At 33.5% G+C, this 11,537-nt stretch carries 15 protein-coding genes; 3 read left to right on the forward strand and 12 right to left on the reverse strand.

Going from position 1 to position 11,537, the window contains the following annotated elements; all coding sequences use genetic code 11:
* Positions 1–37: 37 nt before the first annotated feature.
* From sufC to GQR98_RS07485, 5 genes are all read right to left on the reverse strand, one after another.
* Entirely contained in the window at positions 38–790 is a 753-nt protein-coding gene (sufC, locus tag GQR98_RS07465) for a Fe-S cluster assembly ATPase SufC (RefSeq protein ID WP_159018971.1), read from the reverse strand.
* Between the two features lie 72 nt (positions 791–862).
* Positions 863–1,246, reverse strand: a complete 384-nt coding sequence (locus GQR98_RS07470; protein ID WP_159018972.1) for a hypothetical protein — start codon at positions 1,244–1,246, stop codon at positions 863–865.
* A gap of 19 nt (positions 1,247–1,265) precedes the next feature.
* The gene (sufB, locus tag GQR98_RS07475) at positions 1,266–2,714 is read right to left on the reverse strand and encodes a Fe-S cluster assembly protein SufB (protein ID WP_159018973.1); all 1,449 of its coding nucleotides are present in this window, start codon (positions 2,712–2,714) and stop codon (positions 1,266–1,268) included.
* A 17-nt stretch (positions 2,715–2,731) separates the two neighbouring features.
* Positions 2,732–3,061, reverse strand: coding sequence for a HesB/IscA family protein (locus GQR98_RS07480; RefSeq protein ID WP_159018974.1), 330 nt, complete (start codon positions 3,059–3,061; stop codon positions 2,732–2,734).
* A 240-nt stretch (positions 3,062–3,301) separates the two neighbouring features.
* Entirely contained in the window at positions 3,302–3,508 is a 207-nt protein-coding gene (locus GQR98_RS07485; RefSeq protein ID WP_042497728.1) for a hypothetical protein, read from the reverse strand.
* A 312-nt stretch (positions 3,509–3,820) separates the two neighbouring features.
* Here GQR98_RS07485 and thiL point away from each other — a divergent pair, with 312 nt between their 5' ends.
* A complete protein-coding gene (gene thiL / locus GQR98_RS07490; protein WP_159018975.1) occupies positions 3,821–4,864 on the forward strand; it encodes a thiamine-phosphate kinase in 1,044 nt (347 codons plus the stop codon).
* A 113-nt stretch (positions 4,865–4,977) separates the two neighbouring features.
* Here the strand turns inward: thiL and GQR98_RS07495 are convergent, their stop codons facing one another.
* Genes GQR98_RS07495 through GQR98_RS07505 form a run of 3 tightly spaced genes read right to left on the reverse strand, consistent with a single transcriptional unit; the run spans position 4,978 to position 6,787 of the window.
* Positions 4,978–5,244 carry a hypothetical protein gene (locus GQR98_RS07495; protein WP_074937375.1) on the reverse strand — a complete coding sequence of 89 codons (267 nt, stop codon included), beginning with the start codon at positions 5,242–5,244 and terminating at the stop codon, positions 4,978–4,980.
* Positions 5,245–5,302: 58 nt separating this feature from the next.
* Positions 5,303–6,082: an alpha/beta fold hydrolase gene (locus GQR98_RS07500; RefSeq protein WP_159018976.1), complete on the reverse strand. Its 780-nt coding sequence runs from the start codon at positions 6,080–6,082 to the stop codon at positions 5,303–5,305.
* A 48-nt stretch (positions 6,083–6,130) separates the two neighbouring features.
* Complete coding sequence (locus tag GQR98_RS07505) at positions 6,131–6,787, reverse strand: hypothetical protein (protein ID WP_159018977.1); 657 nt, start codon at positions 6,785–6,787, stop codon at positions 6,131–6,133.
* Between the two features lie 114 nt (positions 6,788–6,901).
* Here GQR98_RS07505 and GQR98_RS07510 point away from each other — a divergent pair, with 114 nt between their 5' ends.
* Positions 6,902–8,224, forward strand: coding sequence for an aspartate kinase (locus GQR98_RS07510; RefSeq protein ID WP_159018978.1), 1,323 nt, complete (start codon positions 6,902–6,904; stop codon positions 8,222–8,224).
* A 143-nt stretch (positions 8,225–8,367) separates the two neighbouring features.
* Here GQR98_RS07510 and GQR98_RS07515 read toward each other — a convergent pair whose 3' ends face one another.
* The 4 genes from GQR98_RS07515 to GQR98_RS07530 all read right to left on the reverse strand — a co-directional run bounded on the left by GQR98_RS07515 (position 8,368) and on the right by GQR98_RS07530 (position 10,589).
* Positions 8,368–8,736 carry a cupredoxin domain-containing protein gene (locus GQR98_RS07515; protein WP_042504651.1) on the reverse strand — a complete coding sequence of 123 codons (369 nt, stop codon included), beginning with the start codon at positions 8,734–8,736 and terminating at the stop codon, positions 8,368–8,370.
* An 83-nt stretch (positions 8,737–8,819) separates the two neighbouring features.
* Positions 8,820–9,368 (reverse strand): carboxymuconolactone decarboxylase family protein, encoded by a 549-nt coding sequence (locus tag GQR98_RS07520; protein ID WP_159018979.1) that lies wholly within the window; start codon positions 9,366–9,368, stop codon positions 8,820–8,822.
* A gap of 131 nt (positions 9,369–9,499) precedes the next feature.
* Positions 9,500–9,655, reverse strand: a complete 156-nt coding sequence (locus tag GQR98_RS07525; protein ID WP_159018980.1) for a hypothetical protein — start codon at positions 9,653–9,655, stop codon at positions 9,500–9,502.
* Between the two features lie 91 nt (positions 9,656–9,746).
* Positions 9,747–10,589, reverse strand: a complete 843-nt coding sequence (locus GQR98_RS07530; RefSeq protein WP_159018981.1) for a helix-turn-helix domain-containing protein — start codon at positions 10,587–10,589, stop codon at positions 9,747–9,749.
* A gap of 147 nt (positions 10,590–10,736) precedes the next feature.
* Here GQR98_RS07530 and rsmA point away from each other — a divergent pair, with 147 nt between their 5' ends.
* Complete coding sequence (gene rsmA / locus GQR98_RS07535; RefSeq protein ID WP_159018982.1) at positions 10,737–11,531, forward strand: 16S rRNA (adenine(1518)-N(6)/adenine(1519)-N(6))-dimethyltransferase RsmA; 795 nt, start codon at positions 10,737–10,739, stop codon at positions 11,529–11,531.
* Positions 11,532–11,537 lie beyond the last annotated feature (6 nt).

An 11,537-nucleotide genomic window follows, 5' to 3' on the forward strand; every position in this document is an offset into this window, starting at 1 on the left:
TGCAACTGCATGCTGTTACCAAATACTGAGACTGTTTTTAAGCGTTCACTTCTTCTTTAATCCAATCGTATCCTTTTTCTTCAAGCTCGTGAGCAAGTTCTTTTCCACCCGATTTTACAATTTTACCATTGTATAAAACGTGTACGAAATCTGGAACGATATAGTCTAAAAGACGTTGGTAGTGTGTAATTACAACTACAGCGTTGTCTTTACTTTTAAGTTTGTTAACACCATTTGCAACAATACGCAATGCATCGATATCTAAACCAGAATCGGTTTCATCTAGTATTGCTAATTTTGGCTCTAACATGGCCATTTGGAAAATTTCGTTACGTTTTTTTTCTCCACCAGAAAAACCTTCGTTTAACGAGCGAGATAAGAATTTACGATCCATTTCTAATAAATCGGCCTTTTCACGAATAAGTTTAAGCATGTCTTTGGCAGGCATATCTCCTAAACCTTTTGCTTTACGCGATTCGTTAATAGCTGTTTTTATAAAGTTTGTTACCGATACTCCAGGGATTTCAACTGGGTATTGAAACGATAAAAACACACCTTTATGTGCGCGCTCTTCGGCTGCTAATTCTTCAATATCTTCACCTTCAAAAATGATGTTACCATCTGTAACTTCATATTCATCTTTTCCAGCGATAACTGAAGCTAGTGTACTTTTACCTGAACCATTTGGGCCCATAATAGCGTGAACTTCTCCTGCTTTCACTTCTAGGTTAATACCTTTTAGAATGCCTTTATCTTCTACGCTTGCGTGTAAATTATTTATTTTTAACATACTTTATATTTTAAATTCTGTTTCGATTAGAATATTCAAATCAAATTAGAATTCGGTGTTTAATTTTATTATTTAACTGCCTAGTTTAACAAGGCCTTCGTTTTCGTTATGTGCTGGTGTTACGCTTATAATCTTAACAATATCAACTTTGTTTTCCCAAAGAATTTTTTTGTCTTGTTCTTGTGTTACCTTGCCTCGTATTTCAACAGTAACCATATCGGTTTTGCTGTTTTTAAAGGCTTCAGCTTGTTTATTTAGTTCCTCTAGTTTGTCGGTAATAAATACACCGTAAATTTCTGTGCTTGTTTGCAAAACAGCTGCACCATCATAATAAACAAATTCACCTTTTAATAGTGTTAAATCATCATCTTGATATATGGTTTCAGTCGATTTGCTGTCGTTTTTACAACTCACAAATAGTGAAATACAAAGAACTAAAATGCCTAATTTTTTCATTTATATCGATTTATAGATGTTATCCTACAGAACCTTCTAAACTAATTTCTAATAATTTTTGAGCTTCAACAGCAAACTCCATTGGTAGCTTATTTAAAACCTCTTTACTAAAACCGTTTACAATTAATGCAATGGCTTTTTCGGTATCGATACCACGTTGGTTACAGTAGAAAATTTGATCTTCACCAATTTTACTAGTTGTAGCTTCGTGTTCTACTTTAGCTGTTTTATTTTTAGCTTCAATATATGGGAAGGTGTGTGCTCCACATTCATTACCCATTAGTAAACTATCACATTGCGAAAAGTTACGTGCATTATCAGCTCTAGAGCCAATTTGTACTAAACCACGGTAACTGTTTTGCGATTTACCTGCCGATATTCCTTTAGAAATAATGGTAGATTTTGTGTTTTTACCAATATGAATCATCTTCGTACCTGTATCGGCTTGTTGATAATTATTGGTCACTGCGATAGAGTAAAACTCACCTACAGAATTATCTCCTTTTAATATACAAGAAGGATATTTCCATGTTACAGCCGAACCAGTTTCAACTTGTGTCCAAGATATTTTAGCGTTTTTCTCGCATAAACCTCTTTTAGTAACAAAGTTGTAAACACCACCTTTTCCTTCTGCATTACCAGGGAACCAGTTTTGTACGGTTGAGTATTTTATTTCAGCATCGTCTAAAGCAATAAGCTCTACAACGGCTGCGTGTAATTGATTTTCATCACGACTTGGTGCAGTACAACCTTCTAGGTAACTTACATAACTACCTTCGTCTGCAATTACTAAAGTTCTTTCAAATTGTCCTGTTCCTGCTTGGTTAATTCTAAAGTATGTAGATAATTCCATTGGGCATCTAACACCTTTAGGAATATAGCAGAAAGAGCCATCACTAAAAACAGCAGAGTTTAAAGCTGCATAAAAATTGTCTTTAGTTGGAACAACGGTTCCTAAATATTTTTTTACAAGTTCTGGATGCTCTTTAATAGCTTCAGAAATACTCATAAAAATAATACCCTTTTCTCCTAATGTTTTCTTGAACGTTGTAGCAACCGAAACGGAATCTACAACAATATCCATAGCAACATTGTTCATTTTTTTCTGTTCATCGACAGAAATACCTAATTTCTTGTACATAGCAAGTAAATCAGGGTCTACATCATCTAACGTTTTGTTAGGGTCTACAGAAGTTGGAGCCGAATAATAGGCTATAGCCTGAAAATCTGGTTTTGTATATCTAACATTTGCCCATTCTGGCTCTGCCATTTCTTTCCAAACTTTAAATGCTTCTAATCTCCAATCGGTCATCCATTGTGGCTCATCTTTCTTTTTAGAAATAGCGCGCACAATATCTTCATTTAAACCAATAGGAAATGTTTCAGATTCTATATCGGTAAAAAAACCGTATTCGTATTCTTTGGTTTTTAGCTCTTCGCGTAAATCATCCTCGGTATACTTCGACATAATTCTTTCTTAATTTTTTATAATGAAAACGATTCGCCACAACCGCAAGTACGGTTTGCGTTAGGATTATTAAAAACGAAGCCTGTGCCGTTTAATCCTCCCGAATATTCAAGGGTAGTGCCTATTAAATACAAGAAACTCTTTTTGTCAACAATGATTTTTACACCATTATCGATAAAAACTTTATCGTCTTCTTGATTTTCTTTATCAAACTTTAAATCGTAGGATAAGCCAGAACAACCACCACTTTTTACCCCAACACGAACAAAATCTTCGCTAGGATTATAGCCATCGTCTGTCATTAGTTCGATAACTTTCTTTTTAGCTGTTTCAGAAACTTTTATCATATATTTTGAATTTAGATTTGCTCTAAATAGAGTACAAATATACAATATAAGTCATGGATTTCCATAGAACCTAACATTATATTAGCATATAGCTTGATAGGTTTTTTTTATGAACTAGCTTTTGGTTGCATATTGTCCTGATTTTCAAATGAATTTATAGCAGAATTGATATGAAATTCATTCGTTTTTTTGAAATATGGAAGTCTAATTTAGTATGAAGAAAAATGAAAATTTTACAGATTAACTTGGTCTTAAAATTTTTATAATCTCATCTAAATTGGTGTAATTCATTTTTGCTTTTACAATATCACCATTGGTGTTGTAATTAAATTGTGCACCGCAAGATTTGCATATAAGTTGAGACATCTCGAAGCTTGTACGTTCAATAAGAAAATAGTTATGGCCAAAAGAGGCGCAAAACATATTTAGAGGTAAATTATGTTCCATAAGTTGATAGTATTTGGGATTACGAATTTAAGCAAATTGACAAAATTATCGATGAAATATTGTTATTAATCGATGAAGCGCATGCTTGTTTAGCTCGTTAAAGAGAAAAAATCGGTGGATGGTAAATTTGGGCGTGTTTTAGTTTGAAAAAACAGACTCGGTTTGAGTATGTTGTTTTAACCGGGTAGATTAACTTTTTGTTAAGCACGGAAAAATTTAATTTAAAATTGGTTCTAGCATTAATATGTATAATTCTAAAGGTTTGCTCTCGTTTTTCTATTAAAAACGAAATTAGCTTCTTATTTTTGCAGCATGATAGAAGATAAAAATCAACAACGTACACCATTAAGTACTTTAGGTGAATTTGCACTTATTGAGCATTTAACTAAAAATTTTGAAATTTCGCATAGCTCTACCGTAAAAGGAATTGGAGACGATGCTGCTGTTTTAAATTTTGATGATAAAAACATAGTCGTAACTACTGATTTATTGGTGGAAAATGTGCATTTCGATTTAAGCTATATGCCTTTAAAGCATTTAGGTTATAAAGCTGTTGTTGTTAATTTATCTGATGTTTATGCCATGAATGCAGAGGCTACTCAAATTACAGTGTCGATAGCGGTTTCTAATCGTTTTCCTTTAGAAGCTGTTGAAGAGTTGTATGCTGGTATTGAAACTGCTGCAAAAATTTACAATATTGATGTAGTTGGTGGAGATACTACATCGTCTACAACTGGTTTATTAATTTCTGTAACTGCTATAGGGCAAGTTGCTAAAGGTGAAGAGGTTTATAGAAATACATCAAAACCAGGTGATTTGTTGGTGGTTACTGGAGATTTAGGTGCTGCTTATATGGGTTTGCAAGTTCTTGAAAGAGAAAAGGAAGTTTATAAAGTGAATCCAAACAGTCAGCCAGATTTAGAGGCTTATACTTATATTATTGAGCGTCAGTTAAAGCCTGAAGCCAGAAAAGATGTTGCTAAGTTACTTAAAGATTTAGGTGTTAAACCTACAGCTATGGTTGATGTTAGTGATGGCTTATCTTCAGAAATTTTACATATTTGTAAGAGTAGTAAGGTTGGGTGCGATTTATATGAAGAAAAAATTCCGCTAGATCCTACTGTAATTACAGTTTGTGAGGAGTTTGATATCGATAGCACAACCGTTGCTTTAAACGGAGGTGAAGATTACGAATTGCTTTTTACTATTTCGCAAGACGATTTTACTAAAATTAAAGCAAATCCACACTTAAGTATTATTGGGCACATGAAGGATGAGAATGAAGGCGTACATTTAGTAACGCGCTCAAACACTCGAATTCCTTTAATAGCTCAAGGTTGGAAAAACTTCGATTAATTATTTTTTTATAGAGTAGTCTAAAACAATGCGTTTTATTAATTGAAGCACTTCTTTGCGGTGCGGACGCATTAATGTTGATGGAAGGTTGTAGTAAAACATAATTTTTGGGGTTATAGGTTTTCAATCAGTATTTCGCTTTTACTATTACGGTTTTTGCGGCTGGTGTGTATACGTTCCAAAATGTTGTTTATTTCTTTAAATTTTGGAGTTAGCTCTATTAGAGCGCCGTTGCTACTCGTGGTTAATTGCTTTTTACAATGTGAGCACGTGTATTCACTTACGTGGTAGGTTACTTTTTTAGATACCTTAAAATTGTGACCAAAAACGCCGCAGTACATTTTAGGTAAAAGGGCTGGTTTGTAGGGTGTGTTATTCATTTGGGTTGATTTTTACTTTGTGAATATAGTAAAAATAATAAATAAACACGACGAAAAGCTATATTTTTTCGATGAAATGCATTAAATTTAACAGAAGTTCGTCTTTATTCTCGATATGCGACATGTGTCCGTCCGGAAGTGTAACTAATTTAACCTCTGTGTTTTGTGTTTGTTCTACAAGAATATCGTAGTGTAAAACAGGATCTTTTTTTCCTGCTACTAACATTTTCTTAAACGGAGTAAAGTGGAGAAGCGCTTCACGATCGTTCCTGATTTTCATGCCTTCTAAAGCGGCTACAATACCCTGAAGGGGAGTTTCTTGAGCGTCTTTTCTAATTTTTTTTATTTTATCAGCATATAAGGTTCTGTTCTTTGGTCTAAACAAATTTACAATAGCCATCCTAATAAAGCTTTTGTGATTTTGTTTTACTGCTAAAATGGCGCGATCTCTATTTAGCTGTTTTTCAGGTGTGTCGGCGCTAGCCGTAGAATTCATTAAGCACAAGCCTTTTAATGCGTCTGGATTTTCTTCCGCGAAAGCGAGCGCTACATAGCCGCCCATAGAATGACCAATAAATGTAGAACGTCGGATTTTTAGATGTTTTAAAACTGCACTAACAGCATCGGCCATAAGTTCCATGCTGTGCACGTAGCCTAAACAGTCTGTTTTTCCGTGTCCTAAGAGGTCTATGCAAATAACTCTGTTTTTTTTTGATAGCGTGGGTGTGAGGTCGTTCCACATAGATGTGTTTTCCAAAAAACCGTGAAGTAAAACTACTGCGCTGCCTTTACCTTGGTCGGTATAGAATATGTTAATGCCTTTATGTCGTAATATCATGATTTCAATATCTCGGGCAAAGATACTCTATCATTTAAGATTTAAAAATTAAGATTTCACTCGTTTTATAGCAGCAAAAGCTTGGTCTACATATTCATCTTCTACTAAAATAGTAAACTCGTTGGTGGTAGAAATTACTTCGTAAAGTACAATGCCTTCCCAGGCCAATCGTTTAAAAAAATGATAATAAAGCCCGGCGATTTTAGAGTTGTCTTGCGGTAAGTTGATGCTAATAGCCGAAAGGCCTTCTTGAACGGCAATAAAAGATTCTAATTTTAGTGAGTCTTTTATAAAATCGTTTAAACTGCTGGAAATAATAATGTTGCTTTCGTGAATACCTCTAGTAAAGGTGTAGAATAATTTAGACTCCTGATTAATGCGCGCTAGAATTTTTGCATGGTTATCAATAAGTGTGTCGGAGTTTTTAACTGTGTAATCTGTTAAGTTAGAGCGTACGGTAATATCGCCTAGGTTTTGTATTACGCGTTTCATTTTAACCGAATTGGTTAATGTAATTGGTGGGTTGTAACGGCGTAAGGCCATCATAATCGCTCCTGCTTTAACATCCTTTTTTAGCATTTTACTAATAGGTTCGGTAAGTTCTAGCGCTAATGCACTAAAATTAATAATGTTTCTAGAAAGCGCTTCCTCCAAATAAGGTTGCGAAATTAAAATGTCTTCTACACAGTTAGATACAGTCTTCATGTTAACTATTTAACAATTTGTGCAAAAATAAACATATTTTTTAAAAAATGCTATTATTGGTCTTAAGAGTTTTAGTTTTGCTTAAGAAATAAACTAAATAAAAGTATTATCCATATGAAAGTTTTAAAATTTGGAGGGACTTCGGTCGGGTCGGTTGAGAATATGCTTAATGTTAAAAGTATTATCAACGATGGTGCTAAAAAAGTTGTTGTGCTTTCGGCAATGTCTGGAACTACAAACCAATTGGTTGCTATTGCAAGTGATATTGAAAATAACACGGCGAATGAAGCTGTAGATAAAATAAATAAACTTCACGAAACTTATTTTGAAGTTATTGATACGTTACTTCAAAATGAAAGTTTAAATGCAGAAACAAAAGCATATGTATCTGAGGTTTTTAACTTTTTGGTAGAGTGTACTTATAAGAAGTCTTCGGAGTTGCTAAACAATCAAATTGTTGCGCAAGGCGAATTAATGTCGACCTTTATGTTTAATAGTTTTTTAAAGCAAGAAGGTGTAAGCTCTGCATTGTTGCCGGCTTTAGATTTTATGAAAATTGATGGTTTCAAAGAGCCAGACATTAACTATATAAAAGAGCATTTGGAAGTAGTTTTAAATAATGCTGGACCAGCAGATATTTATATTACTCAAGGATTTATTTGTTTAGATGATTCTGGAGCTGTTTCTAATCTGCAACGTGGCGGAAGTGATTATACGGCAACCATTATTGGTGCAGCTATAAAAGCTGAAGAAGTACAAATTTGGACCGATATTGATGGAATGCATAACAACGATCCTAGGTATGTTGAAAATACACACCCTATTTCGGACTTGTCTTTTGATGAGGCTGCAGAGTTAGCTTATTTTGGAGCAAAAATTCTACACCCACAAACTGTTACTCCTGTTAGAGCAGATAGTATTCCGGTACGATTAAAAAACACCATGAATCCAGAAGCGCATGGTACTTTAATTTCTAGTAAAACATCTGAAACTGGAATAAAAGCTATTGCTGCTAAAGATAATATTACAGCCATTAAAATTAAATCGGCTCGTATGTTACAAGCACACGGATTCTTAAAAAAAGTATTTGAAATTTTTGAAACTTATCAAACATCAATTGATATGATTACAACCTCTGAGGTGGCTGTGTCTTTAACTATTGATGACGATAAAAATTTAGATAAAATTTTGGTTGAGCTAGATAAAATAGCATCGATTGAGGTCGATAAAAACCAAAGTATTGTTTGTTTAGTTGGGCATACTGTTGTTAATCATCAAGACACTTTTAAGCTTTTTCAGATTTTACAAGATGTAAAAATTAGAATGATTTCTTATGGTGGTAGTAATAACAATATTTCACTATTAATAGACTCTAGTGATAAAATTAATACGCTACAAAAACTAAACAATTATTTATTTGAATTAGTCACTCTTTAACCGAGATAATATTAGTTTTTTAGCATCAAGAGATCGTTTAGATAGAAATATTTAGACGGTTTTTTTTTCTGCTAAAATATAAATACAAAAAAAAGGCAGCCCGAATAGGGCTGCCTTTTACAACAAATAAAAAACACTATTAATTACTCCACAGTTAGGGTGTACTGAGGTGTTTTGTTTAGTGGGCAAAAGTATACGTATTCACCCTTTTCTAAAGTTGTTACATTAGATTTCTCTGTTTTTCCTTCTGCAACTACTTGTGTTACGTAAGCTGTTTTAATGTGGTTTTCTGGGTTGGCTGCATCTTTTCCTTTTTGAATTAATACAAAACCAACATCTACACCAGAATGGTTGTTCGCGATTTCGAAAATATAAGAACCCTCACTTATCGTTAAATTCTTTTGTGTAAATTCTCCTTTAGTTTGTTCTAGAGATACTGTTTTTACGTCTTGTGCATTTGAGTTTACTACAAATGCTAATACGAATACTAAAATTGCTACTACTTTTTTCATCTTTAAATTTAATTGTGCTTCTATTTTTATAAAGCGTTGTTAATAATTGTTTATGTTAAAAACCCGAAGGTTATGAGTTTTAATTATGCTACTGTTTCTGCAAGTGGTTGTGCTACCGGGAAATCTACTGGTACTTGGGTTGTGCTGTGCACGTAGTTAGATATTGTTTTATCACCAACCAGCGATATAGTATCAATTAAGTTTGCTTTGGTGTAACCAGCGTTAAAATAGTTTTCTAAAACTGCTGCATCTGTTCTTCCGCGGTTTTCTGTAATGTTTTTAGCTAATGCGGCTAAAGCATTAAGTTTATCATTTACAGAAGAATGTCCTGCTCTTAATTCTAGAATTTGCTCGTCTGTAAAACCATTCATTTTACCAATAGCTGTATGTGCAGATAGGCAATAAATACAATTGTTTACCTCGCTTACTGCTAAGTTTACAACTTCTTTTTCTTTAGCAGATAAAGAGGTTTTTGCATTGGCGAAACCTAAATAGTTTTCTAATGCAGTATCACTGTATGCATAAGCTGCATATAAGTTTGGTACAAAACCAACTGCTTTTTTTAAGTTGTCAAAAATAGCTTGGTTATTTGCGCTTATTTCTTCTCTTGTTAATACGTTAAAAGTGCTCATATTTTTAAATTTTTTTATTATTTTTTGTGTTTGATTATCTTGGTACAAAGGTGCGACGGTTTTAAGAGTTACACCATGTAGGTTTTTCCTTTTGGCATGTCAATTTTGCCCTTTGGTGTTTTTTTGTCGAATTAGAAAGAGATGTATGGTTTTTCAGCATCGCAATAAAAATCTGATAAATGATTTTGCTCACAATGTGTTTTAGGACTAATAGTCTTTAATGCTACTTTCTTATTGCTTCTAAATATTTCAATTAAATTGAAAATGGATATGTTTTTAGTTTTCATGTCTTTGATGTTTTTGTTATACAGTGCAAAGATGAAGCAATAAGAGGTGCTATAGAATGGATAGATTACCCGAAGAGTTGTCGATTTTTCCCTAAACCGTAGTTTTAAGCTGTTTTTTGAAGTCTGAAGGAGAAAAAGAGGTGTTTTTTTTAAATAATCGACTTAAATGAGAGGTGTCTTCAAAGCCAACTTCGTATGCTATTTCCTTAGCCGTTTTATCGGTATAGATTAATAAGCGTTTTGCTTCTAGAATGATACGGTCGTGAATAATTTGTAAAGGACTTGTGTTAAGCTTAGAAAACGTGTTGGATAATGTTTTTGGAGATTTAAAAAGTTTATCGGCATAAAAAGTTACGCTATGTTCAGTTTTAAAATGTGTTTCTACTAATATGTTGAATTCACGAAGCAATTCTATTTTGGTGTTTTTTGTAGTTTCAACAAAACCTTCTTTTGCTTTTAGTAAACGCGTACTTATTATAATAAAGCGTGCCATAAGCATGCGTAGCATTTCAGCTTGTATGCTATCTTTAGTATCAAATTCATCCATAAAAACTTCATGAAGTATCGAGAATTTGTGAGCTTCTTCGGTACTTAGACCAATTAAAGGCACATGTACATTGCCAAAAAATAACAAACCAGCACAGCTTACTTCTTGGTCGTGATCTTTAATGCAATAAAACTCCTGGTTAAATTGATAAACTACTAAGTTTTCTCCTTTTACAAATTGAATGTATTGTACAGGTGTAAGTACAAGCAAACTTCCAGCTTCTATAGTATAAGGTATGCTATCTACAATAATTTCGGCTTTGGTGTCCTGCGTTCTAATAAAGGTATATAGTGCTGCTTGGGTAGATTCTTTATAAATACTTAAAAGCGATTCGTCTCCAATTTTTAAAATGGCATTAGTCGAAAATTCTGTGAATGTTTGCTGCATACGGTCTTAGTCTAAGAGGTTTGAGAAACATTACATTTCTTGATACTAAGAAACAATATTATAGCCGAAAAAACAATACTTCAATCATGGCAGAAGTATTGTTTTTAAGTTTCATATCTTCGTGTTTTCCTTAAAACATTCTATTTCGTGGCATACAAATCAAATAATAATCAAGTAAGAGCTAAAAAACACCTGGGTCAGCATTTTTTGAATGATGAAACGGTTGCCGAAAAAATAGCCGATAGCTTAACGCTAAATAATTACAAAACCGTTCTAGAAATAGGGCCGGGAATGGGCGTGCTTACTAAATACTTGCTTAAAAAGCCAGTTACCACGTATGTTGTAGAAATTGATACCGAATCGGTAGAATATTTACAAGCCAATTACTTAAATTTGGCGCCTAGAATTATAGAAAAAGATTTTTTAAAATACGATTTAAATGAAAGTTTAAACGGCGAACCTTTTGCTATCATTGGTAATTTTCCGTATAATATTTCAACACAAATCGTTTTTAAAACTTTAGAAATGCGCGATCAAATACCTGAGTTTTCTGGTATGTTTCAAAAAGAAGTTGCGGCGCGTATCTGTTCTAAAGAAGGATCTAAGGTGTATGGTATTCTTTCTGTTTTAGTACAAGCATTTTACCATGCCGAATATTTATTTACTGTGCCTCCAGAGGTGTTTAACCCACCACCAAAAGTAGATTCTGGTGTGTTAAGGTTAACACGTAAAGAAGATTACTCGTTGCCATGCGACGAAAAAATGTTCTTTAAGGTTGTTAAAACAGCTTTCCAACAACGTAGAAAAACACTTCGTAACAGTTTAAAAACATTCGATTTGTCCGATAATTTAAAAGCAAATAGTATATTTGGCCAACGTCCCGAGCAATTAAGTGTAGCCTCATTTTTAGAACTTACGCAATTGCTAGAAAACGACAAGTAGAACCTT

Origin of the sequence: Algibacter sp. L3A6 (assembly GCF_009796825.1) — a bacterium.
Lineage (GTDB): Bacteria > Bacteroidota > Bacteroidia > Flavobacteriales > Flavobacteriaceae > Algibacter.

Excerpts from the sequence above, each read along its gene's own strand:
- sufC (WP_159018971.1), bottom strand. The coding sequence starts at position 790 with ATGTTAAAAATAAATAATTTACACGCAAGCGTAGAAGATAAAGGCATT.
- GQR98_RS07470 (WP_159018972.1), bottom strand. The coding sequence starts at position 1,246 with ATGAAAAAATTAGGCATTTTAGTTCTTTGTATTTCACTATTTGTGAGT.
- sufB (WP_159018973.1), bottom strand. The coding sequence starts at position 2,714 with ATGTCGAAGTATACCGAGGATGATTTACGCGAAGAGCTAAAAACCAAA.
- GQR98_RS07480 (WP_159018974.1), bottom strand. The coding sequence starts at position 3,061 with ATGATAAAAGTTTCTGAAACAGCTAAAAAGAAAGTTATCGAACTAATG.
- GQR98_RS07485 (WP_042497728.1), bottom strand. The coding sequence starts at position 3,508 with ATGGAACATAATTTACCTCTAAATATGTTTTGCGCCTCTTTTGGCCAT.
- thiL (WP_159018975.1), top strand. The coding sequence starts at position 3,821 with ATGATAGAAGATAAAAATCAACAACGTACACCATTAAGTACTTTAGGT.
- GQR98_RS07495 (WP_074937375.1), bottom strand. The coding sequence starts at position 5,244 with ATGAATAACACACCCTACAAACCAGCCCTTTTACCTAAAATGTACTGC.
- GQR98_RS07500 (WP_159018976.1), bottom strand. The coding sequence starts at position 6,082 with ATGATATTACGACATAAAGGCATTAACATATTCTATACCGACCAAGGT.
- GQR98_RS07505 (WP_159018977.1), bottom strand. The coding sequence starts at position 6,787 with ATGAAGACTGTATCTAACTGTGTAGAAGACATTTTAATTTCGCAACCT.
- GQR98_RS07510 (WP_159018978.1), top strand. The coding sequence starts at position 6,902 with ATGAAAGTTTTAAAATTTGGAGGGACTTCGGTCGGGTCGGTTGAGAAT.
- GQR98_RS07515 (WP_042504651.1), bottom strand. The coding sequence starts at position 8,736 with ATGAAAAAAGTAGTAGCAATTTTAGTATTCGTATTAGCATTTGTAGTA.
- GQR98_RS07520 (WP_159018979.1), bottom strand. The coding sequence starts at position 9,368 with ATGAGCACTTTTAACGTATTAACAAGAGAAGAAATAAGCGCAAATAAC.
- GQR98_RS07525 (WP_159018980.1), bottom strand. The coding sequence starts at position 9,655 with ATGAAAACTAAAAACATATCCATTTTCAATTTAATTGAAATATTTAGA.
- GQR98_RS07530 (WP_159018981.1), bottom strand. The coding sequence starts at position 10,589 with ATGCAGCAAACATTCACAGAATTTTCGACTAATGCCATTTTAAAAATT.